Origin of the sequence: Streptomyces sulphureus DSM 40104 (assembly GCF_000381025.1) — a bacterium.
Lineage (GTDB): Bacteria > Actinomycetota > Actinomycetes > Streptomycetales > Streptomycetaceae > Streptomyces > Streptomyces sulphureus.
In genome coordinates, this window is the sequence record NZ_KB905814.1 from 602,129 (window position 1) to 627,805 (window position 25,677).

The window sequence follows — 25,677 nt, forward strand, 5'->3', positions numbered from 1 at the left end:
GTCGTCGGCTCATCCGCAATGATCAGATCCGGCTCCAACGCCAACGCCATCGCAATCATGATCCGCTGCCGCATCCCACCCGAGAACTGATGCGGGTAGTCGCCGACGCGGGCGGCGGCCGCGGGGATCTTCACCCGCTCCATGAGCTCGACGGCCTTCGCCTTCGCCTCCTTGCGGGAGGCTCCGCGGTGCACCCGGTACATCTCACCGAGCTGGTAGCCCACCGTCAGCACGGGGTTGAGCGCCGAGAGCGCGTCCTGGAAAATCATCGCGATCTTCGCCCCGCGGATCTTGCGCCGCTCCTCGCGGCCCATCGTCAGCAGGTCGTCGCCGCGGTAGAGGATCTCGCCCTTGGGTATGCGCCCGGGCGGCATGTCGAGGATGCCCATGATCGCCTGGGCGCTCACCGACTTCCCCGAGCCGGACTCGCCGAGCACCGCCAGCGTCTCACCGGCCTCGACGCTGTAGTCGACACCGTTGACGGCCTTGACGGCACCGTCCTTGGTCTGGAACTCCACGTGCAGATCGCGCACTTCGAGCAGAGTCATGTACGCCTCCCTCAGCGGGACTTCGGGTCGAGGGCGCTGCGTACCGCATCGCCGAGCATGATGAAGGCGAGGACGGTGAGCGACACCATCAACGCCGGGAAGAGCAGCACGTGGGGCGCGTTGCGGAGCTGGTCCTTGCCGGCGTCGATGTCGACGCCCCAGGAGACCGCGGGCTCCGCAAGGCCGAGCCCGAGGTAGGAGAGCGTCGCCTCGGCGCCGATGTAGCCGCCGAGCGCCACGGTGGCGACGACGATCACCGGTGCGATGGCGTTGGGCAGCACGTGTCGCATCAGGATGCGCCACGTACTGGCACCGAGCGCCTTCGCGGCCTGCACGTAGTCGGACTGCTTCACCGTCAGCACCGAACCCCGCGCGACGCGCGCCACTTGGGTCCAGCCGAGGATCGCGAGGGCGGTGATCACCATCCAGAGGCTCCGCTCGCCGACCGCCGTGAGCACCACCATGGCGCCGAGGAGGAACGGGATGCCGAAGAAGATGTCGGTGATCCGGGAGAGCAGCGAGTCGAGCCATCCGCCGAAGTACCCGGCGAGCATGCCCACGATGGTGCCGAAGACGGCGACGACCAGGGTCACCGCGATGCCCGCGATCACCGAGGCGCGGGCGCCGTGGATGACCCGGACGTAGACCGAGCGGCCGTGTGCGTCGTAGCCCAGCCAGTCGTTGGCGAAGAGGTGCCCGAGGTTGGGCTCGGTGAGGTAGTGCGCGGCCTGGTCGCCGTCGCGCGGGGAGCCGTCGGCGAAGAGTCCGGGGAAGGCGACCATCGTGAGCAGCACCAGGATCAGTACCGCGGAGATCAGGAACAGCGGGTTGCTCCGCAGGTTCCGCCAGGCGTCCTGCCACAGGCTGCGCGCCTTTTCCGGCTTGGGGGCGGCCTCGGTCAAGGCGGCACCTGCCGCGGGGTCGTCCCGGCGTTCCTTTGTGAGGGCGGGCTCAGGCATAGCGAATCCTCGGGTCGAGGACCGCGTAGAGCAGGTCCACGATCAGGCTGGTGGCGAGGTACAGGATGACGATCAGGGAGACGACGCCGACGACGGTCGCCCCCTCCAGCCGCATCAGCGACTGGTAGATCACGTTGCCGATGCCGTGCACGTTGAAGATGCCCTCGGTGACGACGGCGCCGGCGAGGAGGGCGCCCAACTCGGTGCCGAGGAAGGTGACCACCGGGATCAGCGAGTTGCGCATCAGGTGGATGCCGACCACACGACGCCGCGGCAGCCCTTTGGCGACGGCGGTGCGTACGAAGTCGGAGCGCAGGTTCTCCGCGACGGAAGTCCGGGTCAGGCGCACCACGTAGGCGAGCGACAGCCCGGCGAGGACCACAGCGGGGAGCGTCAACTGCCCCCAGGAATCCGAACTCTGGACGGTGGGGGTGACCCACTGGAGCTCGAAGGCGAAGAAGTACTGGAAGATGTAGCCGAGCACGAAGACCGGGATCGAGATCAGCAGCATCGTGAAGACGAGCAGCACCCGGTCGACCCAGGTGTCGGCGCGCAGGCCGCCGAGGAGGCCGAGCGCGATGCCGACGACCACGATGATCGCGAACGAGTAGAGCGTCAGTTGGATCGTGACGGGCAGCGCGTCCGCGATGACCTCGGAGACGGGTCGGCCGCTGGCTATCTGGGTGCCGAAGTCGCCCTGGAAGAGGCCCGTGAGGTAGTTCCAGTACTGGTGCCAGAGGGGCAGGTCGAGGCCGAGGTCGGCCTTGATGTTCGCGATCTGCGCGGGGTCGTAGGACTTTTCGCCCATCATCGTCCGGACCGGATCGCCGGGTAGGGCGTACATGGCGCAGAAAATGAGGGCAGTCGACCCGATGAAGACCGGGATCATCTGGAGCAGTCGCCGAGCGACGTAGCGCCCCATGGTGCCTCCGTTGGGGGGAAACGTGAGAGGGAAGCGGTCCGGCGGGGCCGGTCCTCCGGGTCGCGGAGGTCCGGCGCCCGCCGGGGATCGCGCGGTCGGTTACTTGGCGATCACGTCGCGCAGAAGGATGTGGCCGTCCCAGTTCGCCTTGACGTTCTTCACGTGCTCGCTGTGGACGATGCTGGCCGTCATGTCCCAGAGCGGGATCGCCGGCATCTCCTGGAGGAGCTTGTCCTCGGCCTTCTGGTAGTCCTTCACCGCGGCGTCGAGGTCCGCGGCCTTGTCGCCGTCCTTGAAAAGGCCGTCGACCTCCTTGTCGGAGAAGCGACCGTAGTTGGCGTCGGCACCGGTGCGGTAGAGGTCCCTCAGGAAGTTGATGTTGAGCGGGTAGTCGCCCAGCCATCCGGCGCGGTAGGTGCCCTTAACGTTGTCGGCGTCGCGCTCCTTGAGGTCCGTCTCGAAGCTCGGCTTGGAGTCGGCGAGGCACTCGACACCGGCCGCCTTGCGGATCGAGTCGCAGACGGAGGTGATCCACTCCTTGTGGCCGCCGTCGGCGTTGAACTGAATCCAGATCTTGTTGCCCGGGACGCCGCCGCCCTCCTTGATGAGCTGCTTCGCCTTCTTCGGGTTGTAGCTCAGGACGTCGGTGTCGAGCGCCTCGAAGCCCTCGACGTTCGCCGGCACGAAGGACTTGGCGGGGACCGCGGTGCCGTCGAGGACGGTCTTGGTGATGGTGTCGCGGTCGATCGCCATCGAGAGGCCCTGGATGACCTTCGGGTCGACGTCCTTGAACGGCTTGGCGTAGAAGGCCGGCGCGATCGTGGTGTTGCCGGCGTACGGCTTGTCGATCGAGCGGTTGCCGAAGTCCTGCTTCCGCTTGGGGCGGTCCTTCGGCCCGACCTGGTCGGCCGCGTCGAGGTTCCCCGAGAGGACGTCCTGGTAGGCGCCCTCGATCGTGGAGTAGTTCTTGAACTGGATGCCCTTGTTCTTCGGCTTGTCCGAGCCCTTGTAGCCGTCCCAGGCAGCGACCTGGATCAGCTTGTTGTGGTTCCACTTCTCGAACTTGTAGGGGCCGTTGCCGATCGGCTTCTGGCCGAACGCCTTCGGGTCCTTGTAGAACGCCTCGGGGACCGGCGCGAACGTCGAGTAGCCGAGCATGTAGTTGAAGTAGGAGACACGCTCCGAGAGTTCGACCGTGAAGGTGTGGTCGTCGACGACCTTCAGGCCCTCCATCTCGTCCTTCTTCGGGTCGCCCTTCTCCGGGTGGACGTCCTCGTAGCCCTTGATCTGCTCGAACCAGGCGCTGTTGGACTGGTTGTTCTTGACGTTGGCGTACCAGTTCCACGCCTTGACGTAGGACTCGGCCGTGACGTCCTCGCCGTTGTGGAACTTCCAGCCCTTCTTGAGCTTGATCGTCCACGTCTTGCTGTCGTCGGTCTCGACCGACTCGGCGTTGGCGTTCTGGAGCTTGCCCTTCTCGTTGTAGTCGACGAGGGTGCTGAAGACGTTCTCGACGACGTAGCCGCCGAAGCTCTCGTTGGTGTTCGAGGGAAGCAGCGCGCGCTGCGGCTCACCATGGAAGATCGAGACGTAGCCGTCGGGCTTGTTCTCGTCCGAATCGCTGTTGTCACCGGAGCCGCAGGCCGTCGCGGCGACGGCTATCGCTGCCGCCGTCGCGGCCCACTTCATGCTTCTCGCAGCACGCATCAGGGCGTCCTCCTGAGTCAGTTCACCGAATGGAGAAAGGGGGCGGCCCTCCCGATCCGGCGACACTGTCGGACGGGGTGAGGCCCCGCGCTCGGAGCCGGCGCCCATGCGGTGCGTGACCCACTAACCCGAGCTTTACGCCCTTACTATGGGTCAATCCCCCCACTGGAACCAGGGGTTCCAGATCTCGTTTCGGTCACGTCAGCGGCAATGGCGTTCGATAAACGGACATTGACCCCTAAAGCACCACAGGTGAAACGCAACTTTAACGAGCTATCCCGACGGCATCCCCAAGATCACGTCCGCAATGCGGACAGACTAGAGGGGGTCGCCTCCCGTTCGAGAAGCGACCCCCTCCATGACAACTACACCGGATCTCCCTCGGATCTAGGAGAGGTCACCATCCGGTATCCGCTATCCGAGCACGGCCACCGTTATGCGGAGCGTGCGGTGTTTTGCCCAACTGCCGCGTATCGACCGGGAGTTGGAGCTCAGCGCTTGGCCCGGGCCGCCGCCCTGCCGCGCTCCTTCTGGTCGAGCACCACCTTGCGGATACGCACCGTGTCCGGCGTGACCTCCACGCACTCGTCCTCGCGGCAGAACTCCAGCGCCTGCTCCAGCGAAAGCTTCCGCGGCGGGACGAGGCTCTCCGTGTTGTCGGCGGAGGCCGCACGCATGTTGGTGAGCTTCTTCTCCTTGGTGATGTTGACGTCCATGTCGTCGGAGCGGGAGTTCTCCCCGATGATCATGCCCTCGTACACCTCGGTGCCCGACTCAGTGAAGATGACGCCGCGCTCCTGGAGGTTCATCATCGCGAACGGGGTCGTCACGCCCGGGCGGTCGGCGACGAGCGAGCCGCTGCGGCGGGTGCGCAGGTCGCCGAACCACGGCTCGTGGCCCTCGAAGAGCGAGTGCGCGATGCCCGTGCCCCTCGTCTCCGTGAGGAACTCCGTCCGGAAACCGATGAGTCCGCGGGCGGGCACGATCCACTCCATGCGGACCCAGCCGGACCCGTGGTTGGTCATCGTCTCCATGCGGCCCTTGCGGGTCGCCATCACCTGCGTGATCGCGCCGAGGTGCTCCTCCGGCGCGTCGATCGTCATGCGCTCGATCGGCTCGTGGAGCTTGCCGTCGATCTCCTTCGTCACCACCTCGGGCTTGCCGACGGTGAGCTCGAAGCCCTCACGGCGCATCGTCTCCACGAGGATCGCCAGCGCCAGCTCGCCGCGGCCCTGCACCTCCCACGCGTCCGGACGCTCGGTCGGCAGCACCCGCAGCGAGACGTTGCCGACGAGCTCGCGGTCGAGCCGGTCCTTCACGAGCCGTGCGGTGACCTTGTGCCCCTTGCCGCCTTTGCCGACGAGCGGGGAGGTGTTGGTGCCGATCGTCATCGAGATCGCCGGCTCGTCGACCGTGATGAGCGGCAGCGCCACCGGGTTCTCCGCGTCGGCGAGGGTCTCGCCGATCATGATGTCGGGGATACCGGCGACGGCGCAGATGTCGCCGGGGCCAGCGACCTCGGCCGGCTTGCGGGTGAGCGCCTCCGTCATCAGCAGCTCGCTGACCCGGACGCTCTGGACCGAGCCGTCCCGCCGCATCCAGGCCACGGTCTGGCCCTTCTTCAGCGAGCCCTGCTTCACCCTCAGCAGCGCGATACGGCCGAGGAAGTTGTCCGCGTCGAGGTTGGTGACGTGGGCCTGGAGCGGCGCCTCGGGAACGTACCGCGGGGCGGGGACCGTCTCCAGCAGCGTGGTGAAGAACGGCTCCAGGCTGTCGCTGTCCTGCGGGACCGCGCCGTCCTCCGGCTGCGTCAGGGAGGCGATGCCGTCCCTGGCACAGGCGTAGACGATGGGGAACTCGATCTGCTCCTCGTCCGCGTCGAGGTCGAGGAAGAGGCCGTAGGTGTCGTCGAGGATCTGGGAGATCTGCGCGTCGGGACGGTCCGTCTTGTTGACGCAGAGGATCACGGGGAGGCGGGCGTCGAGCGCCTTGCGGAGGACGAACCGCGTCTGCGGCAGCGGCCCCTCGGAGGCGTCGACGAGCAGGACGACCGCGTCGACCATCGAGAGGCCCCGCTCGACCTCGCCGCCGAAGTCGGCGTGGCCCGGGGTGTCGATGATGTTGATCGTGACCGGGTCCCCCTCTTTGGGGATGTACCGGACCGCGGTGTTCTTCGCGAGGATCGTGATGCCCTTCTCGCGCTCCAGGTCGCTGGAGTCCATCACGCGATCGTCGACCGACTCGAGCTGGTGCGCGCCGAAGGCACCTGCCTGCTTGAGCATCGCGTCGACCAGGGTCGTCTTGCCGTGGTCGACGTGCGCGACGATGGCGACGTTCCTGATGTCCTCGCGGGCCACGGTCTGCGCGGCGGACGTTTCCTCGACGGTGCTGGGCATCCTGGAGCAACTCTCCCGGGTTGGCTGGTGGGGCGGCGCTGCGTCGTAACCCTGCGCCCTGCCGGGCTGGTCTTGCCGCGGCCTCGTCAACCATGGTACGCGGGGCCCGGGGAGGTACACCGACCGCGGGCCGCCGCCCACGCCCGCGCACCTCCCCGGGGCGGCCGCGACTCGGCTACCCCTTGAACCCGATGTCCTGGTAGCGCGGGGTCTGGAAACCGAAGGCCCCCGCGTTGGCGACGCCCTCCTTCACCGCGACGAGCTGCGGACGCTGGTAGAGCGGGACGGAGCCGGCCGCGGCCCAGATGCGGGCGTCCGCCTTCCCGATGAGCTCCCTGCGCTCGTCGTCGTCGAGCTCGCCTGCCGCCTGCTCGAAGAGCTGGTCGATCTGGTCGGTGCCGACGCGGGTGTAATTCTGCTCGACCTGGAGCGAGCCGTCCGCTGCCGGCTGGGGCTTCGCGAAGATCGGACGCGCGTCCGTCGCCGGGTAGGCGGAGGCCGGCCAGGAGTAGAGCGCCAGGTCGTACTCGCCCTCGGCGACGTACTCCTTGAAGTACTTCTCACCGGGGACCTTCAGCACCTGCGTACGCACCCCGACGTCGTCGAGGGCGGAGGCGATCCGCTCGCCCGTCGCACGGATCTCGGCGGTGCCCGGCCCCTTCGGCAGCACGAAGCGAAGCGCCAGCGGCTTGCCTCCCTTCATCCGCACCGCCGAGGAGGAGCCGTTCGACGCGAGTCTGAGCTCCCGCGCGTGGGCGCGTGCCGTGCGCGCCTCGGCGAGCTGCGCCTTCGCCGCGCGGAGCTGCTTCGCCTCGGGGTTGCCCGCGCCCGGCTCGCCGCGGCCCGGCTTTGCGTCGTCGGCTTCGGCGTGCACACCGCGGAGCGCGGAGGCCGCCGCCTGCTCCAGTAGACCGGCGCGCTGCGCGGCCGCCTCCGGCGCCGGGCTCAGCGGCCGACGGACCACCTGCGCCGCCTCGGCCCGCGTGAGACGGACCGAGTGCTGCGCCTCCCCGCGGCGCTCGGGCGACTCCGCGGCGGGCGCGTCCTGCTCCGAGGCGCTGCCCGCCTCGGCGGGGCCGCCCTCGGCCTTCTTCTCGCTGCCGTCACCGCCGCCGGGCGAGCCGACGCCTTCCCAACCCGCCTCGGCGAGGAGCCCCTGGGCCGACTCGACGTCCTTGCCGCCGAGCGCGTCGCTGCTGTCGCTGTAGCCGTCCTGGTCGAGCATGCGCAGATGGCTGCCGAGCGGCTTCGCCGGGAGCCCTGCCCTGCCGAGCGCATGCTCCGCGAGCTCGTCCCTGTCGATCGCGCGGGCGACGGCGCGGCGCACCCGCTCGTCGGAGAGCGGGCCGCTCTCACCGTTCAACGCGAGCTGCGTGTACGCGGGATCGAGCGCCTTGCGGACCGTGTAGCCCTTGAGCTTGCGCAGCTCCCGCTCCGCCTTGGCGCCGTGGCCCCGCTGCGGCCCGTCGGCGCGCGCTTCCCGCTGCTCGTCCCCGGCGAACTCCGGGTGGGCACCGCGGACGACGCCGTGGCCGTGCATCGCGTCGGGCGCCCCGGCCGGGTCGACGCCGCCGGGGTCGTGCGCGACGCGGCCGCCCGAGCCTGCGCCCTCGCCCGCCGCGCGGTCCCCGTTCTTCCCCGCGGCCTGGGCCTTCGCGACCCGGTCGGCGGACGTGGTGTCGAGCTCCGCGACGTCCAACTCGCCTTTCTTCAGGGCTTCCTGGCGCTCGCCTCGCGGAACGGCGCGCAGTTCGATGCGGGAGAGCTTCGGCTCCTCGCCCCACCAGGACGAGTCGCGCTCCAGCCGCACCCGGCGCCCGCCCGGGCTGAAGCCGACCGGTCTGAACGGCCCTGCCGTCGCCGGCAGCGAAGTGCGGGAGCCCTCGTTGAAGGCGCGGGGGCTGCGGGTGGCGCCCGAGGGGTAGAGCGGCGTGAAGAGTGACTTCCAGTCCGCGTAAGGGCGCGCGAAGACGACCTTCACCTCGTGTTTTCCCTCGCCCTTGCCGATCGAGGCGATGCGGTCGTAGCCGGCGTTGCGCGCGGCCTTGTAGGAGCCGTTGCCGCCGCTGAGCGCCTGCCACTGGGCGCGGAAGTCGCGGGCCGTGATCCGGCGCCCGTCGCTCCACTTCGCCTTCGGGTTGAGCTTGTAGACGACCGTCTGGCGCGGGTCCCGCTCGGTGATCTCGGCGGACTCGAGGTAGTCCTCGTTGAGTTGGGGCTTGGCGTTCTTGTCGAGGGTGAAGAGCGCGGGGAGGGTGGCGCCCGCGATGCGGTCGGTCGCCTCGGCCGCGTCGGCGCTGAAGGCGTTGAGCGTCGCGGGCGCCTCGTCGACCGCCCAGCGCAGGGTGCCGCCCGAGCGTACCTGGTCGCGGGGGGCGCCGGGGACGTCGCTGGCGGCGCCGCTGCCTCCGCCGCCTCCGCTCCCGTGGGAGCCGTCGGACGAGCTGCACGCGGCGAGGGGCAGCAGGAGTCCCGCGGCGAGGACGGCGGCGCATCGCCGCGCGGCGGTGTCGATGGCTGACATGGCGGAAACCTCCGGACCGGCTGCACGTCTGCACGTCTGCGCGTCCATGTGTCTTGTACGTGCTCGCGTGGGGCGTTGGCGCTTCGTCAGTTGTGCGTTGATCACATCTACGGCCACTCAAGGCGAGTGCGAACCCGCTGTCGCGCTGACACGTCGCGCCGGGTGAGCCACTCCACCCGTGCGGAGCACCGTCCGCGGCGCGGGAGTTCGGTGCAGGCTGCACAGACGGGCGGGACCGCGGCGGTTCCACCGCGGGCGTCCCGAGGCCGGGAGCGCAGTCCCCGCGTAGCCGCGCCCCGTGCGACCGGGCACTGGCGGGCCGAGGACCCGCGATCTTCGCCCGCCGCCGGGGCGGCGGCGCGGGGAGCAGGCACGCCCCCACTCCGTGGAGTGCGCCGCCTCCCCGCCGCCGCAGCCCGACGAGCACCGCCGCGGCCTCGCGGCCGAGCTTCGCTTCCGGCTGCCCTCCGGGCTCTCCGGCGCAAGGTCCCGGAAGGCCACATTGGGCCGCCCGGCGCACCCCCTCACTCGTCGTTCCCGACTTCCACGTCCGCCGGGGACGGCGCCGAGCGGGCTGGACGAGGAGCACCGCAGGACGCACAAGGGCCGGTACCGATCGCACTCCTCGCGAGGGAGACCGTGGAGGGCGGGGAGCTCACGGGCGGCGCGAAGCACCGGAGGTACGCGGTCGCCGGGGCGCCCGTCTACGTGACGGTGCACCGGGCGCCCGGGGTGGCGTGCGCCTACTCGCTGCCGGCTGTGCGGGCAGGACCTGCCGGGTACGCAGCGGTGAGCCGGACCACTCGGTGGTGTCCTGCCGCTCTTGGGGTCCTTCTCCCTTGCTGGGCACGGCAGTTGCGGCCGGTTGACGCGGGCGGACGGGAGTCGCGGTGCGGCGTCGTCAACCCCGCGGGCGGTGCGCCACTCCAAAGCAGCCAACCGCGGCCTGGCCCTTCCCAAGCGGGAGTGTGACGCGCAACACTTCCGCCACGCGCACGGACCAGCCGGCCGCCACCACTGCACGGAGGTGGGCACGCATGTCTCTGGACGAGGAACTGACCGCCGCACAGCGCTGCTTGGAGGACCTGACGCGCAGCGTCAACCGCCTCGAACGCCGCGTCGGCGCCGGTCTGGAGATGCGCAGGGTGCGTAGCGACACCGACCACCTCAAGGAGTCGCTCTCCCTGCTGCGTGCCTCCTCGCCCGAACCGCCAGGTGCAGGTGGACCGGAGTTGGTGCTCATCCCGGAGACGCCGTACGACCGGGAACTGTGGACCGACGTGGACGACGAGGGTCTGGGCGCGCGGGACCGGCGAGCGCCCTGAGCGGCGCGGGTCCGCAACGCCCGGCCGCGCCGTAGCGGGCGGCCGGCTCCCCCGAAGTCGCCTCAGCGGAGAGTCAATTGGCCACCGGCACCGAACCCCCACCGAGCCCAGGCGGCGTACGCAACGCCACCCGCGCCGCCATCGCGGAACCGCATCTGCGCAAGGACCGCTGGTGGTTGGCGCCAGGCGCCACCGCGTTCGGTCTGCTCGCGTTCGTCGTCTACTCCTCGTGGCGGGCCTTGAGCGGCGCCGACTACTACGCGGCTCCCTACGTCTCGCCCTTCTACTCCCCTTGCCTCGCCGAGAGCTGCCAGACCATGAAGGCAGGCCCCAACTGGGCGCTCTTCGGCGAGTGGTGGCCCTTCTCGCCCGCGGTGATCATCCTGCTCTTCCCGCTCGGGTTCCGGCTCACCTGCTACTACTACCGCAAGGCGTACTACCGCGGGTTCTGGGCCTCGCCGCCGGCCTGCGCCGTCGCCGAGCCGCACCGCAAGTACACCGGCGAGACGCGCTTCCCCCTGATCCTCCAGAACCTCCACCGCTACTTCTTCTACGCGGCGCTGCTCGTCGCCGTCGTCCTGAGCTGGGACACGGTGCTCGGCTTCCGCAACTCCGCTTACGAGTGGGGGCACATGGGGGTCGGCACCCTCGTCTTCCTCGTCAACATCGCGCTGATCTGGGCGTACACCCTCTCGTGCCACTCGTGTCGGCACATCGTCGGCGGCAGGCTGCGCCACTTCTCACAGCACCCGGTGCGCTACCGGCTGTGGGGCTGGGTCGGGAAGCTCAACGGCCGCCATATGCAGCTCGCCTGGGCGTCGCTGCTGAGCGTGGCGCTCGCCGACTTCTACGTCTACCTGCTGGCGGTCGGCGCCTTCACCGACCCGAAGCTGTTCTGAGAGGTACGCACCGATGACGCAAGTGGAGAGCCAAGAGTGGGACGTCGTGGTGGTCGGCGCGGGCGGAGCGGGGCTCCGTGCGGCGATCGAGGCGCGCGAGCGGGGGCTGCGTACCGCGGTGATCTGCAAGTCCCTCTTCGGCAAGGCGCACACCGTGATGGCCGAGGGCGGCATCGCGGCGAGTATGGGGAACGCCAACGCGGGCGACAACTGGCAGGTGCACTTCCGGGACACGCTGCGCGGCGGCAAGTTCCTCAACCAGTGGCGCATGGCGGAGCTGCACGCCAAGGAGGCGCCGGAGCGCGTCTGGGAGCTGGAGACGTGGGGCGCCCTCTTCGACCGCACCGCGGACGGCCGGATCTCGCAGCGCAACTTCGGCGGCCACGAGTACCCCCGCCTCGCACACGTCGGCGACCGCACGGGCCTCGAACTCATCCGCACCCTCCAGCAGAAGGTCGTCTCGCTCCAGCAGGAGGACTTCCGCGAGACGGGCGACTACGAGTCGCGGATCAAGGTCTTCCAGGAGTGCACCGTCACGCGGCTCCTCAAGGACGGCGCCGGTGAGGACGCACGCATCGCGGGCGCCTTCTGCTACGAGCGCGAGTCCGGCAGATTCTTCGTCCTGCGGGCCCCTTCGGTGGTCCTCGCCACGGGCGGGATCGGGAAATCCTTCAAGGTCACCTCCAACTCCTGGGAGTACACGGGCGACGGGCACGCACTGGCGCTCCTCGCGGGCGCCTCGCTGATCAACATGGAGTTCGTCCAGTTCCACCCGACGGGTATGGTCTGGCCGCCTTCAGTGAAGGGCATCCTCGTCACGGAGTCGGTCCGCGGCGACGGCGGGGTGCTCCGCAACTCCGAGGGCCGGCGGTTCATGTTCGACTACGTCCCCGCCGTCTTCAAGGAGCAGTACGCCGAGACCGAGGCGGAGGCCGACGGCTGGTACGACGACCCGGAGAGCAACCGCCGGCCCCCCGAGCTCCTCCCCCGCGACGAGGTGGCACGCGCGATCAACGCCGAGGTGAAGGCGGGCCGGGGCAGTCCGCACGGCGGCGTCTTCCTCGACGTCTCCACGCGCATGCCGGCAGAGGTGATCAAGCGCCGACTCCCTTCCATGCACCACCAGTTCATGGAGCTCGCCGACGTCGACATCACCGCCGAACCGATGGAGGTCGGGCCGACGTGCCACTACGTCATGGGCGGCGTCGACGTGGAGAGCGACACCGCTGCCGCGGTGGGCGTGCCCGGGCTCTTCGCGGCCGGGGAGGTCGCAGGCGGGATGCACGGCTCCAACCGCCTCGGCGGCAACTCCCTCTCGGACCTGCTCGTCTTCGGCCGCCGCGCCGGGCGTTACGCGGCCGAGCACGCGGAGCGGCTCAGCGGCACGGCACGCCCCGAGGTGAGCGACGAGGCCGTTGAGCGGGCCGCGGCTGAGGCGCTCCGCCCGTTCGACGGCAAGGCCGACGAGGACGACGCACAGCCGGAGAACCCGTACACCCTCCACCAGGAGCTCCAGAAGTCGATGAACGACCTCGTCGGCATCATCCGCCGCGAGGAGGAGATGGAGCAGGCGCTGGAGCGCCTCGCCGAACTCCGGCGGCGTGCGGCGCGGTTGGGCGTCGAGGGCCACCGGCAGTTCAACCCGGGATGGCACCTCGCCCTTGACCTGCGGAACATGCTGCTGGTGAGCGAGTGCGTCGCGAGGGCGGCCGTCAACCGCACCGAGTCGCGCGGCGGGCACACCCGGGACGACCACCCGCAGATGGACCGTGAGTGGCGGCGGGCCAACCTCGTCTGCACGCTCGGCGGGACGGCGCAGCAGTCCGACCCGGCTGCCGGACGCATCGCGCTGCGGCGCCGCGAGATGCCGCCGATCCGACGGGACCTGCTGGAGCTCTTCGAGAAGGAGGAGCTGGCCAAGTACCTGACCGATGAGGAGCTTTCCGGATGACCACCGCCACCGAGAGCGAGAGCAGCACCGGCTACGACGCCCACTTCCGGGTCTGGCGCGGCGACGTCGAGGGCGGCGACCTCGAGGACTTCACGGTCCGGGTGCACGAGGGGGAGGTGGTCCTCGACATCATCCACAGGCTCCAGGCGACGCAGGCGCCCGACCTCGCCGTCCGCTGGAACTGCAAGGCGGGCAAGTGCGGTTCGTGCAGCGCCGAGGTGAACGGCCGCCCGAGACTGCTCTGCATGACGCGGATGTCCGTCTTCGAGCGGGACGAGACGATCACCGTGACGCCGCTCCGCGCCTTCCCCATCGTCCGGGACCTCGTCACCGACGTCTCGTTCAACTACACCAAGGCGCGGGAGGTGCCGGCGTTCGTCCCGCCGCAGGAGCTAGCCCCCGGCGAGTACCGGATGCAGCAGGAGGACGTCTCCCGCTCGCAGGAGTTCCGCAAGTGCATCGAGTGCTTTCTGTGCCAGGACACCTGCCACGTCGTCCGCGACCACGAGGAGAACAAGGGGGCGTTCGCGGGGCCGCGTTTCCTGATGCGGGTTGCCGAGCTGGACATGCACCCGCTCGACGCCGCGGAGGAGGAAGGACTCGACCGCAGGACGACGGCGCAGGACGAACACGGCCTCGGCTACTGCAACATCACCAAGTGCTGCACGGAGGTCTGCCCCGAGGGCATCCACATCACCGACAACGCCCTCATCCCCCTCAAGGAGCGCGCCGCCGACCGCAAGTACGACCCGGTGGTGTGGCTGGGGAACAAGATCCGGCGACGGAAGGGGTGAAGGGCGCGGCCGAGCGGGTTCCGGGGACGGTGGGCTGAGGCAGGCGGGCGGTGGCCGGCGCGCTGCCGTCCTCGCCTTCGAAGGAGCGAGGACCGGGGGCAGACTGGGACGATGCGCATCGTCCTCCCCGTCTTCGACGGGTTCACCGCACTCGACGTCATCGGCCCGTACGAGGTACTGCGGATGCTGCCCGACGCCGAGGTTCTGCTCGTCTCCTACGAGCGCGGTGAGGTGAGCGACGGGGCCGGCGCCGTTCGGCTCGTCGTGCAGGCAGCCTTCGCGGAGGTCGAGCGGGCCGACGTCCTGCTGGTGCCGGGTGGTCCGGGGGCGCGGCGCAGGACCGAGGAGCCCGAACTCCTCGACTGGCTCCGCCGGTTGCACACCTCGACCGACTGGACGGCCTCGGTCTGCACCGGCGCGCTGCTCCTCGCGGCGGCCGGCGTCCTCGACGGGCTCCGCGCGACGACGCACTGGAGCGCCGCCGCTCTCCTGGAGTCGTTCGGCGCCACGTACGCGCCGGAGCGCGTGGTGACCGAGGGACGCATCCTCACGGGCGCCGGCGTCTCGGCGGGGATCGATCTCGCATTGACCCTCGCGGAGCGCGTCGCGGGGCGTACGGCCGCCGAGGCGTACCAGTTGGCGCTGGAGTACGATCCGCAACCGCCGTTCACCGCCGGGTCGTTGGACACGGCGCCGCAGGGGGCGAAGGACTACCTGGCGGCCCGCGCCGCACGCTGACGGAGCATTCCCCTCGGACGGTCTCGGCCTGCACCGGCTCTCTGCCGCTGGCAGCGGCGGACCTCCTCGACGGTCGGCGTGCGACGACGGGGCGGAGCGGTCCGACTCCTTGAGCCGCTCAACCGTTCACCGCTGGGTCGTTGGCACACGCACCTCGGACGGCCACCGACTGCACGAGCGGTTGTGCCGCAGAACGCCGAGGCACACACCACGGCATCACGGACGGGTGACTGGGCGGGTCAGCTCTCCCGACGAGTGCGGCCGAGCTGGAAGGCGCCGACGACCAGGGCGACCACGACCGCGCCGCCGAGCCCGTAGCGTACGGCGTTGTCCAGGTCGCTGGAGATCAGCGCGGCGTCTACGGCGATGAGGACCGCCATCACCGTCCCGATGAGGGCGGTGGAAGCCCGGTTGATCGCGCTCATGGTTCCCCCTGGATACGAGAGTTGACTCAATGAGGTGCGCTGAGACTGTAAGAGCATCCTGCACGTGCCGCACCGATGCAGCAGGACTTTGCCGTTTCTGCCCTCTCTGTCTCCTGCCCTGGGAAACGACGCCGGAACCAACCGGTGAATCCACGTGGAAGGCCAGCGGCGAGCGGACACTCGCTGCCTCGCCCTGGCTTGCGGCCCGGCGCGTACGGCAGTTCCGCGCTACGTCGCAACGCCCCCACCACGACGCGCGGCTCCGGCGGCAGCGGCTGGCGTACGCCGGGTGCGGGCAGGCGGCCGAGCGCGGGAGCGCGCCCCTTGGCCACCGGAAGACCCGGCTCGGCGAAGAGGGAGCCGGGACGACTTGAGGCGACCTGTTTCGCGCTCGCCGTAGCACCACCGTGAACTCGTCCTGTGCAGCGGCGAATCGGCAATCAGGCCACGCCTCGCTCACGGCCGGGGGCCGCCCGGCAGCTACCGTCCCGCGACGCAGTGCAGGGCCTCGGCGGATAGGCTCGGCGCCCGCGGGCCGTGCTGCATTGCGGGCAGCACGGTGCCGCTCCCCGGCACCGACACACAGCGGGCGCCCGGCGTACGCCGGCAGGAGACGTCGACCTCCCGGCACCGCAGGCACGTCGACGTCCGAACGCGCTCCCTCGCACGCTCAGAACAGGCTCAGCACCGCCTCCGCCGGATCGGGAGCGGAGACTCCGTTCTCGGGGCGGGAGAGTTGGAACCAGACCGCCTTGCCGTGCGGAGTGCGCCTGCTGCCCCATCCGGAGCTGAGGAGGTCGACGAGTTGGAGGCCGCGGCCGCCCTCGTCGGTCGCGTGGGCGCGGCGGCGGCGCGGCTGCACCAGGCCCCTGTCCCAGACCTCGCAGACGAGGGTGCGCTCCAGCAGCAACCGCAGCCGGATCTCCCCCGAGCCGTGCCGCAGCGCGTTGGTGACGAGTTCGCTGACGAGGAGTTCGGCCGTGTCGGCGAGGCCCTCGATCCCCCACTCCGCGAGCTGCCGGCGGGTGAGTTCGCGTGCCCTCGCCACCGAGCGCGGCTCGGAGTCTAGGTCCCAGTCGCCTACCGAAGAGGAGGGCAGCCCGTGGACGCGCGCCATCAGGAGGGCGATGTCGTCCTCCCCGTGGTGGACGTTGAGGGTGCGGAGCACCGAGTCGGCGGTGTCCTCGAGCGGTTCGGCGGTGTTGGTGAGCGCCGAGCGGAAGCGGTCGAGGCCCTCGTCGAGCGGGTGGTCCCTGGACTCGACGAGGCCGTCGGTGTAGAGGGCGAGCAGGGCGCCGTCGGGGAGTTCGATCTCGATCTCCTCGAACGGTTCGCCGCCGACGCCGAGCGGCACGCCCTTCGGCACCTCCAGCAGCAGCGCGTCCTCGCCCGGTTCGACGAGGACGGGCGGCAGGTGCCCCGCGTTGGCGAAGGTGCAGCGGCGGGAGACGGGGTCGTAGACGGCGTAGATGCAGGTGGCGAGGTAGACCTCGGCGAGGTCGGTGGTGCCGCGCTGGGAGCGCGGAGTGCCGCCGAGGCCGCGCGCGATCTCGTCGAGCGCGCCGAGCACCTCGGCGGGTTCCATGTCGGTGAGCGCCAACGTGCGGACGGCGGAGCGCAGTTCGCCCATGGCGACGGCGGCGCGCAGGCCGCGGCCCATCACGTCGCCGATGACGATCGCGGTGCGCATGCCGGGGAGCTCGATGACGTCGAACCAGTCGCCGCCGACCTCCGTAGCCGGGTTGCCCGGGAGGTAGCGGCAGGCGATGTCGAGGCCCGTCGACTCGGGGTCGTCGGGCGGGAGGAGGCTGCGCTGGAGGATGAGCGCACGCTCGTGCTCGCGGCGGTAGAGGCGGGCGTTGTCGATGAAGACGGAGGCGCGGCCCGCGAGTTCGGCGGCGAGCGCGCTCTCCCGGTCGCCGAAGGGCTCACTGCCCTTGGCGCGCGAGAACTGCACGAGCCCGAGTACGCGCCCCCTGGCGACCATCGGCACCACGAGTGTCGACTGCACGACGGCGCCGAACTGCGCGGGCGCCGAACTGTCCTGCCCCGGCACGTGCTGCACCCGTCCCGTCCGCAGCGCCTCGGCGTACGGCGAACTCTCCAGGTAGCGGTGGGTCGCGCCGAGTGTCACCGCGGTGCCCAACTGCCCGGCGCCTTCCGGCGGCGTGTGCTCCGGCTGCGGGAGCCCGCTGCGACGGGACGATTCTGCAGCGCTCCCCCCGCCGCCATCGGCCGGCCCGGCCTGCGCGGGCAGACGGGGTCCCTCGACGGGCTTCTCCCCCTCGCCGTAGGGCCGTTCGCTCTCGTCCGGCCCCCGCTCCTCCGAACCCGCCAGGGTCAGCGGCGCGTCGGAGACGGCGCTGCCGAAGGCGACCCGGCGTAGCTGCGCGCTGCCGTCACCCGGGCCCACGGGGGGCGGCTCGTCACCGGCGAGCACCTCCTCGAAGAGGTCGACGGACGCCAGGTCGCAGAACTGCGGCACTGCCACGTCGAGGAGTTCGCGCGCGGTCGTCTGGAGGTCGAGGGAGTTACCGATGCGTGCGCCCGCGGCGTTGAGCAGTGCGAGGGCCCGCCGCACATCGTCCGGCTTGCCCGACGCCTCGACTGGCAGATCGCTCAATGCCGCCCCTTCCCACTGCCTGCGCCCCGACCACCGGGACCAGGAGGCGCAGGGAGCGCGCCGCACCCGGGCGGACACGCCTGCGACCTCCGTGCGTTTCCCACCGGTTGGAGCAGATTGCGCACATCCCCGCCGTCCACGGGGTTACCCCAGTCTTCTAACCAGCAGAAGCCGTGTCGAACCCCGCACGCTGCGGCACCACGCACACCACCCGGTGGTGCACCTCGGGCAGCACCGTACGCAGGAAGTCGCCCCCGGCGAAACCCGGAACGCGGGCTCAGGGAGCCAGAAGCTCGAACCAGACGGTCTTGCCCTCGGGTCCCCTCCGCGTACCCCAGCGGTGTGCTGCTCCCGCAACGAGTTGGAGGCCGCGTCCCCCCTCGTCCTCGGGCGCCGCCGTCCGTTCGCTCGGAGCGTCCTGCGCGGTGTCCGCCACCTCCACCACGACCGAGTGCTCGTTGCGCACCATCCGCAGGCCGACGGTGCCCTCCGCGTACCGCAGCGCGTTGGTGACGAGCTCGCTGACGAGGAGCAGCGCCGCGTCCTCCAGCGCGCCCAGTCCCCAACTGCGCAGCGTGGCACGGACGGAACGGCGCGCGTCGCCGGCCGTGCGCTCCTCGGGGGTGAAGGTCCACGCCTCCGCCGCGCCCGTCGGCAGGCCACCGAGGCGGGCGAGGAGCAGCGCCACGTCGTCGGCGTTGTCCGTGCTGTCCGCCCCGTCCGACGCGCCGGGGCCGCGGTCGAGCGCCTCCAGGACGTCGGTGCACATGTTGGCCAGGCCGGTGCCGGGGGTCAGGGAGATCTCGTGGCGGAGTCCCTCGGCCGCCTCCCGTACCTCGGTGCGCAGCCTGGCGAGCCCCTCGCCGAGCGGTCGTGCACGGTCCTCGACGAGGCCGTCGGTGTAGAGCACGAGGACCGTGCCCTCCTCGACCTCGATCTGCACCGACTCGAACGGCACCACGCCGACGCTCAGCGGCGTCCCGCTGGGCAGTCTCAACTCCCGTACGCTGCGCCGCCCGTCGGGCTCCTCCTTGACGAGCAGCGGCGGCAGGTGCCCGGCGTTGGCGACGGTGAGCAGGCCGCGCCGCCGGGCGCCGGGGCGCTCGGCGAGGTGGGGTGCGACCGTGGGCGCCGGCTCGTAGACGGCGTAGACACAGGTGGCCATCGGAGTGTCCCCGTCCTCCTCCGCCAGGTCGTCGCCGAGTTCGCCGACGCGGCGCAGCACCTCGTCGGGGGCGAGGTCGAGTCCGGCGAGCGTGCGGACGGCGGTGCGCAGCCGTCCCATGGTGGCGGCGGCGCGCAGGCCGTGCCCCATCACGTCCCCGATGACGAAGGCGACGCGCCCGCCGGCGAGCGGGATCACGTCGAACCAGTCGCCGCCGACCTCGGCGCCGGAGGCCGCGGGGACGTAGCTGGAGGCGATGCTGACGCCGACAGGGTCGGGGAACCGGCTGGGCAGCAGGCTGCGTTGGAGCATCAGCGCGCTGTCGCGCTCTCTCGCGTAGAGCCTCGCATTGTCGATCGAGACGCCGGAGCGGCCGGCGAACTCGGTGGCGAGCGCGAGGTCGTCGCGGTCGAACGGTTCGGTGCCGTCGGTGCGACCCAGGACGAGCAGGCCGAGGACGAGCCCCCGAGCGCGCAGCGGCAGCGCGAGGACGGAGTGCACATCGGGGTCGCAAGCGGCACCGAGATCCGAGGCGCCCGCGCCGACGAGTTCGGCGCGCGCCCCCGCGGTGTCGATGATGCGCGCCCTGCCGCCGGCCAGCACCTTGCCGACGACGCTCTCCGGATCGAGCGGGAACCTCTCGTCGCCGACCTCGCGCCGCACCGCCGCGCGCGAGGCGGTGCCCGCGTGCCGGAGCGCGTCGTGCGGCGGTGCGCCGTGGCCCGGGAGTTCGCCGCCGCTGAGCACCTCGCCGAAGAGGAGGACGTCGGCGTGGTCGGTGAACCGGGGCACGAGCGCCGAGGTGAGGCTCTGGGCGATCTCGCGCACGTCGAGGTGCTCGCCGATCGCCACCCCGATGTCGTCGAGGAGCAGCAGCCGCTCCCTCGCCCGCTCCACCTTGTTGAGCGCCTCGCGCCGGCTGGTGTTGTCGAGCACGAGGCAGCTTGCCCCGATGACGTTGCCCTCCACGTCCGTGAGCCGGTTGTACGAGACCGAGCGGGACCCGCCGTCCGCTGCCGGGACGACGGCGTCGACGATGGGGCGGCCGGTGCGCAGCACCGTGCGCTGCAACCGGTCGACGGCGCGGGCGACCTCGTCGGGCAGCAGCTCGTACGCGGTGCGGCCGAGGTGCTCGTCGACGGGATGGCCGTTGAGGTGGGCGAGGGCCTGGTTGACGTGGACGTACCGCTGCTCCGTGTCGAAGAGCGCGATGCCGACCGGCGAGTGTTCGAAGAGCGCGTCGAGCCCGGCGAGGCGGCGCTCCAGGGTGCGCAGGTGCACGGTGTCGACGAGGTTGAGCACGAGGTAGGAGCGGTCCTCCGCGCCGATCACCAGGGAGGCGTGCAGGGCGAGTTCGACGGTGCCGCCGTCTCGGCGGCGCAGGCACACCAGGCCCCGCCAGTGGCCCTCGCGCTCCACCACCTCGCGTACCTCGGCGACGCCCGGCCCCTCCGCGACGTACCCCTCGAAGGCAGTCCCCACCGTCTCCGCCGGTGTGCGGTGCAGCATCTCGCCGACGATCGGCCCCGCGAGGAGGACGGTGCCGTCCTGGTCGAGCATGACGGCACCGACGCGCAGGCCGCTGTGGATCGTCGCACCGCCCAAGGGTGTGCCCACCGTGCCCACGCCCCTGCCTTGCTCGGCTGGCGGGCTCGGCCCCGGTCGGGAAGCGAGCTGGACGTCTGCCCACGGCTTAAATTCTGGCCGCGGGGACGCCTGGCCACCGTGCGGATCTGGGCCGTTCGGGGGGGGGCGTGGTCGCCGGGGCCTCGGCGCCGGTGCGTCAGTCCGGGGGGTACATGTGCTCGACCAGGTATCCGCCCTGGCCGTCGACGGTGCCCGTTCCGGGGCCACCGGCCTTCCCCAACCGCTCGGCGATCTGCACGGCCTCGGTGCGGGTGGCATAGCTGCCGACGCGGTAACGGTTGCCGTTGCCGTCCTGGCGGATCACGTGCCAGGGCAGCACGGTATTGCTGTCGCCGCTCACACTTCGCATATGCCGGAGCCTACGCCCGGCATTCACTCACCGCATTCGCCTTTGCACAAAGGGCCATCGATTTCGGCCAGACGTTCGCCTCGACTGCCTCCTCCCTCTCCCTCCCACGACCGCCCGCGCACGGCTCACTGCCAGATCACACCCCCAACGCGCCCCCCCCCCGTGCGCCCTACTTCACGGGCAGGTGGTACGAGATCCGGTACCGATCGGCGGCGACCACCACGTCGGCGGTCTCCACCGGGCGGCCTCCCGCAAAGTACGTACGCGCGACGACGAGCACCGAGTGTCCCGGCACCCCGCCGAGCGCCACCGTCTCCTCGGCCTTTCCCGGGCGGGCGCCCACTTCCTCCACGACGTTGTCGACGACGACGTCGATCGCGGCCATCCGCTCCACCACTCCGCGCCCGCCGAGCGGCCCCTCCTCGGGGAGAAGCACGGGGGTGCGGCCTGTCACCGCGAGCGGCTCCCAGGAAGTGGAGAGCATCGTGGGCTCGCCGTCGACGCGGAAGAGGTAGCGGGTGCGCATCAGGCGCTCGCCCGGCTCGATCCGCAGTCGCTCCGCGATCTCCGGTGAGCACTCCTCCTGCTCGCTCGCCGACTCCCAGGTGCCCTTGGCCGACTCGTCGGCCTGCTCCTGGCGGAACGGCGAGGAATCACCGCTGCGGTACCCCGTGCGCACGATCCGCCGCGGGGCCGGCAGCTCCCTCACATAGGTGCCGGAGCCGGAGCGGCCCTCGACGAGCCCCTCGGCCATGAGGACCTTGCGCGCCTCCAGGGCGACCGTGTCGGAGACGCCGTACTCCTCGCGGATGCGCGCCTGGGAGGGGAGGCGGGCGTGCGGGGGCAGGGCGCCTTCGGCGATCTTCTTGCGCAGGTCCCCGGCGACACGCAGATACGCGGGCTGCTCACCGAATGGCACGGACGCCCCTCCCGGCTCCCTGGGGCACCGCCGACCGGCGCAACGGATCGGCGTACGTCCGCACCCCCGATCGGCGCCTCGGCAGAACCGGGGACCCCGACAGTTGACAGTGGGCAACAGCTTGGCAACCGACGGTTGTTGGCGCAATAGTCGGCCAACGTTTCACCCGATGTGATGAGTTGCAGCTCAGGGGGCGCACAAGGCCCACACCCGGGCGCACAGCACAGCACGCTGAAACGGTACGGCGGTCACGTGCACCCCCTGCTGCGCCCGCGCCCCGCCCCGCGCACGCGCCCGACGCCGGAGCGGACGCACCGGCGAACCCGCCCCGCCCGCACGGGAGTTGGCGGACCAACGCAGTCCACGCACGTACGCCCCGCGACCCGAGCCCGGGCGCGGGGCGCGGCGCGGAACCGTCAGGTCAGGCCCTGCGCGTGCATCGCCTCGGCCACGACCTCGAAGCCGGCCGCATTGGCGCCCACAACCAAGTCGCCCGGGTGCCCGTAGCGTTCGGCCGTCTCGAAGCTGGAGTCGTGGACGTGCCGCATGATCTCGGCGAGCCGCTGCTCCGTGTACTCGAACGTCCAGGAGTCGCGGGAGGCGTTCTGCTGCATCTCCAGCGCGCTCGTCGCCACGCCGCCCGCGTTGGCCGCCTTGCCGGGCCCGAAGGCGATGCCGGCCTCGCGGAGCACCCGGACCGCCTCCGGCGTCGTCGGCATGTTCGCACCCTCGGCCACGGCCTGGACGCCGCCGTTGACGAGGGCCACCGCGTCCTGCTCGCCGAGCTCGTTCTGCGTCGCGCACGGGAGCGCCACGTCGCACGGGACCTGCCAGACGGTGCCGCCGGGCACGAACTTCGCCTGTGCGCCCCGGCGTTCGGCGTACTCCGCGATCCGTCCGCGCTCCACCTCCTTCACCTGCTGGAGCAGCTCGACGTCGAGTCCGCCCTCGTCGACGACGGCGCCCGAGGAGTCCGAGCAGGAGATCACCTTCGCGCCGAGCTGCTGCGCCTTCTGCGCCGCGTAGATCGCCACGTTCCCCGAGCCGGAGACGACGACCCGCATCCCGTCGAGGCTGCGGCCGCGGGTGCGGAGCATCTGCTCGGTGAAGAGGACGCAGCCGTAGCCGGTCGCTTCCGTGCGCGCCCGTGCGCCGCCCCAGCTCAGCCCTTTGCCCGTGAGCACGCCGGACTCGTGCCTGCCCGTGATGCGGCGGTACTGGCCGAAGAGGTAGCCGATCTCGCGCCCGCCGACGCCGATGTCGCCCGCCGGGACGTCGGTGTACTCGCCGAGGTGCCGGTAGAGCTCCGTCATGAACGACTGACAGAACCGCATCACTTCGGCGTCCGAGCGGTCCTTCGGGTCGAAGTCGCTGCCGCCCTTCCCGCCGCCGATGGGCATGCCGGTGAGGGCGTTCTTGAAGACCTGCTCGAAACCGAGGAACTTCACGATCCCCAGGTTGACCGAGGGGTGGAACCGCAGCCCGCCCTTGTACGGCCCCAGCGCGCTGTTGAACTCGACGCGGAAACCACGGTTGACGTGAACCTCGCCCGTGTCGTCCATCCACGGCACCCGGAAGATCAACTGACGCTCGGGCTCGCAGAGCCGCTCGACGAGCTTGTCCTCCAGATACTCGGGGCGCTGCGCGAAGACGGGCGCGAGCGTCTCCAGGACCTCGCGGACGGCCTGGTGGAACTCGTCCTCCCCCGGGTTTCTCCGCAGTACCCTCTCGTAGAGCGGTGCGAGCGCACCGGAAGAGAGGTCGTGCTTCGGTATCCGCTGGTCGAACGGCGGCATCAGGCGGCTCCTTTTACGAAACGGAATATCCCTGGCCAATCCTTCCGAGCGTACGGGAAGCCCTGCGTCCGCTCGCGGTGCGATCCCCCGGACCAGGGACGAGGGCTTCCCTCTCCGGCTACGTTGAGGGCCGCTCCTTCGTGTTCCGTTCGCACACACCCACGGGATGGCCCATGGACACGCACTCTTCAGGACACGGCACGGACGCCCCGCACCCCGCGCGGATGTACGACTACTACCTCGGCGGCAAGGACTGGTTCGCCGCCGACCGGGACGCCGCGGAGCAGGCGATGGCCGACTTCCCCACCGCGCCCGTCGTCGCCCGCGAGAACCGCGCGTTCATGCGCCGGGCGGTCGCGGCGCTCGCGGGGGAGCACGGGGTCCGGCAGTTCCTCGACATCGGTACCGGCCTCCCGACCGAGCCCAACCTCCACCAGATCGCGCAGCGCGAGGCGGCGGAGTGCAGCGTCGTCTACGTCGACAACGACCCGCTCGTCATCGAGTACGCCGACGTGCTCATGCGCGCGGCGCCCGGCCGAGCGGTCAGCTACGTCGAGGCCGACCTGCGGTACGACGCGCTCCTCGAGGAACCGCGGGTGCGGGAGGCCCTCGACCTCTCCCGTCCGGTGGCGCTCTGCCTCGTCGCGCTGCTGCACTTCGTCGAGGACGAGCGCGACCCGCACGCCCTCGTACGCGGCCTCCTCGATCGCCTCGCGCCCGGCAGCTACCTCGTGCTGTCGCACACCACCGACGAGTTCGCGCCCGAGCGGGCCCGGGCCGGCGAGGAGATATACGGGCGCAACGGCATCCCGTACCGCATCCGGTCCCGCGCCGAGATCGCGCGCTTCTTCGACGGCCTGGAGCTCCTCGAACCCGGCGTGACGACGACGCACGCCTGGCGGCCCGAGGAGCCCTCGCCGCACAGCGACCGGGACGTGTCGACCTACGCCGGAGTGGCGCGGAAGCGGTAGCCCGGCGGCCGGCCGCGGTCAGCGCATCGCGGCGGAGACGCCCTCCGCCCACTCCCAGGGCGCGTCGCTGCCCCCGGGGTCCGAGGCGGCGTACTCCCAGCCGGCTGCGCCGCCGAAGTCGGGGTATTTCGCGGCGAGTTCGGAGAGCGTCCCGGTGAGCTGGTCGAACGGAACGTGGCCGTCGCAGTACGCGGAGTTGGTGACGGTGCCGGCGACGACCTTCTCCGCGGGGACGACACCGTGGTCGACGATGTCGTCGTAACCCGAGGTGTCCTGGAGCGAGCCCCAGCCGCAGTAGAACTGCGTGTTGAACCAGTCGATCGCGTCGCCGCGCTCCTCGTAGAGCCGGTCGTAGCCGAAGCCGGAGAGGTTGCCGCCACCCTTGAGCGCCGTCGCCACGGGAGCGAGGGTGATGAGGAAGTCGTCGCCGAAGTCGGCGCGGAGGGTGTCGATGAGGCGGGTGATCGTCGAGAGGTCGATCTCCTCCTCCACGTCGAGGTCGAGCCCGTCGAGGCCGTGCGCCTCCACGACCTCCTTCAACTTCGGGTAGTACGCGTCGAAGTCGTCCTCCAGATTGGTGAAGGAACCCTGGGCCGCGCCGCCGACCATGCCGAGCACGTGGACGCCTTCCGACTGGACGTCGGCGAGGTCCGACCACATGTCGTCGAACCGCCCGGCGTCGTGCGGGTCGTCGTTGAGGCGGGCCTTGTCGTCGTCGGTGAGGTGCACGGCGCCGACGATCACGTCCGTCGCGCCGGCGTCGCGGTCGGTGAGCTCCTTGGGCGAGATGAGGGTGTCGCCGTCGAACTGCGTCTGGTAGTAGACGACGGTGCGGTGATCGGCAGCGGTGCTCGACGGTGCTGCGTGCAGAGTGGGGGCGGCGAAGAGGAGCACGAGGGCTGCGGCGAGCGGGGGCAGGAGTCTGCGCCTGTGCACGGTCGGTTCTCCTTCGGTGGGGGTGAGAACCAGCGGAGAGGGCGGTGCGTCTCCGCGTCTCTCTGACAACGATGTCGGGTTCA

The 25,677-nt window shown here is 70.9% G+C and carries 19 protein-coding genes; 6 read left to right on the forward strand and 13 right to left on the reverse strand.

Annotated elements, in window-relative coordinates:
* The 6 genes from F603_RS0106820 to F603_RS0106845 all read right to left on the reverse strand — a co-directional run.
* Positions 1 to 548: ABC transporter ATP-binding protein (locus F603_RS0106820; RefSeq protein WP_019545265.1), on the reverse strand; the 548-nt coding region annotated here is incomplete at its 3' end.
* A gap of 11 nt (positions 549 to 559) precedes the next feature.
* Complete coding sequence (locus tag F603_RS0106825) at positions 560 to 1,507, reverse strand: ABC transporter permease (protein WP_019545266.1); 948 nt, start codon at positions 1,505 to 1,507, stop codon at positions 560 to 562.
* The gene (locus tag F603_RS0106830) at positions 1,500 to 2,429 is read right to left on the reverse strand and encodes an ABC transporter permease (protein WP_019545267.1); all 930 of its coding nucleotides are present in this window, start codon (positions 2,427 to 2,429) and stop codon (positions 1,500 to 1,502) included. The genes F603_RS0106825 and F603_RS0106830 overlap by 8 nt, the downstream gene beginning before the upstream one ends.
* A gap of 99 nt (positions 2,430 to 2,528) precedes the next feature.
* Entirely contained in the window at positions 2,529 to 4,136 is a 1,608-nt protein-coding gene (locus F603_RS0106835) for a peptide ABC transporter substrate-binding protein (RefSeq protein WP_026328199.1), read from the reverse strand.
* Positions 4,137 to 4,627: 491 nt separating this feature from the next.
* The gene (typA, locus tag F603_RS0106840) at positions 4,628 to 6,532 is read right to left on the reverse strand and encodes a translational GTPase TypA (RefSeq protein WP_019545269.1); all 1,905 of its coding nucleotides are present in this window, start codon (positions 6,530 to 6,532) and stop codon (positions 4,628 to 4,630) included.
* 175 nt (positions 6,533 to 6,707) lie between these two features.
* The gene (locus tag F603_RS0106845; RefSeq protein ID WP_019545270.1) at positions 6,708 to 9,056 is read right to left on the reverse strand and encodes an ABC transporter family substrate-binding protein; all 2,349 of its coding nucleotides are present in this window, start codon (positions 9,054 to 9,056) and stop codon (positions 6,708 to 6,710) included.
* 1,037 nt (positions 9,057 to 10,093) lie between these two features.
* On the opposite strand from F603_RS0106845, the gene F603_RS0106850 reads away from it, so the two are divergent.
* The 5 genes from F603_RS0106850 to F603_RS0106870 all read left to right on the forward strand — a co-directional run bounded on the left by F603_RS0106850 (position 10,094) and on the right by F603_RS0106870 (position 14,763).
* Positions 10,094 to 10,381, forward strand: a complete 288-nt coding sequence (locus F603_RS0106850; RefSeq protein WP_019545271.1) for a hypothetical protein — start codon at positions 10,094 to 10,096, stop codon at positions 10,379 to 10,381.
* 77 nt (positions 10,382 to 10,458) lie between these two features.
* The gene (locus F603_RS0106855) at positions 10,459 to 11,280 is read left to right on the forward strand and encodes a hypothetical protein (RefSeq protein ID WP_019545272.1); all 822 of its coding nucleotides are present in this window, start codon (positions 10,459 to 10,461) and stop codon (positions 11,278 to 11,280) included.
* Positions 11,281 to 11,293: 13 nt separating this feature from the next.
* Positions 11,294 to 13,231, forward strand: a complete 1,938-nt coding sequence (locus tag F603_RS0106860) for a fumarate reductase/succinate dehydrogenase flavoprotein subunit (RefSeq protein ID WP_019545273.1) — start codon at positions 11,294 to 11,296, stop codon at positions 13,229 to 13,231.
* Entirely contained in the window at positions 13,228 to 14,025 is a 798-nt protein-coding gene (locus tag F603_RS0106865) for a succinate dehydrogenase/fumarate reductase iron-sulfur subunit (RefSeq protein WP_019545274.1), read from the forward strand. The genes F603_RS0106860 and F603_RS0106865 overlap by 4 nt, the downstream gene beginning before the upstream one ends.
* A 111-nt stretch (positions 14,026 to 14,136) precedes the next feature.
* Complete coding sequence (locus F603_RS0106870) at positions 14,137 to 14,763, forward strand: DJ-1/PfpI family protein (RefSeq protein WP_019545275.1); 627 nt, start codon at positions 14,137 to 14,139, stop codon at positions 14,761 to 14,763.
* Positions 14,764 to 15,002: 239 nt separating this feature from the next.
* Here the strand turns inward: F603_RS0106870 and F603_RS0106875 are convergent, their stop codons facing one another.
* From F603_RS0106875 to gdhA, 6 genes are all read right to left on the reverse strand, one after another.
* Positions 15,003 to 15,188 carry a hypothetical protein gene (locus tag F603_RS0106875; RefSeq protein WP_019545276.1) on the reverse strand — a complete coding sequence of 62 codons (186 nt, stop codon included), beginning with the start codon at positions 15,186 to 15,188 and terminating at the stop codon, positions 15,003 to 15,005.
* Positions 15,189 to 15,858: 670 nt separating this feature from the next.
* A complete protein-coding gene (locus F603_RS0106880; RefSeq protein WP_019545277.1) occupies positions 15,859 to 17,811 on the reverse strand; it encodes a SpoIIE family protein phosphatase in 1,953 nt (650 codons plus the stop codon).
* A gap of 277 nt (positions 17,812 to 18,088) precedes the next feature.
* Positions 18,089 to 20,593, reverse strand: coding sequence for a SpoIIE family protein phosphatase (locus F603_RS0106885; protein WP_245600701.1), 2,505 nt, complete (start codon positions 20,591 to 20,593; stop codon positions 18,089 to 18,091).
* 166 nt (positions 20,594 to 20,759) lie between these two features.
* Complete coding sequence (locus F603_RS0106890) at positions 20,760 to 20,999, reverse strand: SPOR domain-containing protein (protein WP_281168868.1); 240 nt, start codon at positions 20,997 to 20,999, stop codon at positions 20,760 to 20,762.
* Positions 21,000 to 21,141: 142 nt separating this feature from the next.
* Positions 21,142 to 21,891 (reverse strand): GntR family transcriptional regulator, encoded by a 750-nt coding sequence (locus F603_RS0106895; protein WP_019545280.1) that lies wholly within the window; start codon positions 21,889 to 21,891, stop codon positions 21,142 to 21,144.
* 416 nt (positions 21,892 to 22,307) lie between these two features.
* On the reverse strand, positions 22,308 to 23,687 hold the full coding sequence (gene gdhA, locus F603_RS0106900; protein ID WP_019545281.1) for an NADP-specific glutamate dehydrogenase: 1,380 nt from the start codon (positions 23,685 to 23,687) through the stop codon (positions 22,308 to 22,310).
* Between the two features lie 173 nt (positions 23,688 to 23,860).
* Between gdhA and F603_RS0106905 the strand changes: the two genes are divergently transcribed.
* A complete protein-coding gene (locus tag F603_RS0106905; protein WP_019545282.1) occupies positions 23,861 to 24,658 on the forward strand; it encodes an SAM-dependent methyltransferase in 798 nt (265 codons plus the stop codon).
* Positions 24,659 to 24,676: 18 nt separating this feature from the next.
* Here F603_RS0106905 and F603_RS0106910 read toward each other — a convergent pair whose 3' ends face one another.
* The gene (locus tag F603_RS0106910; protein WP_019545283.1) at positions 24,677 to 25,594 is read right to left on the reverse strand and encodes a glycosyl hydrolase family 18 protein; all 918 of its coding nucleotides are present in this window, start codon (positions 25,592 to 25,594) and stop codon (positions 24,677 to 24,679) included.
* Between the last annotated feature and the right edge of the window lie 83 nt (positions 25,595 to 25,677).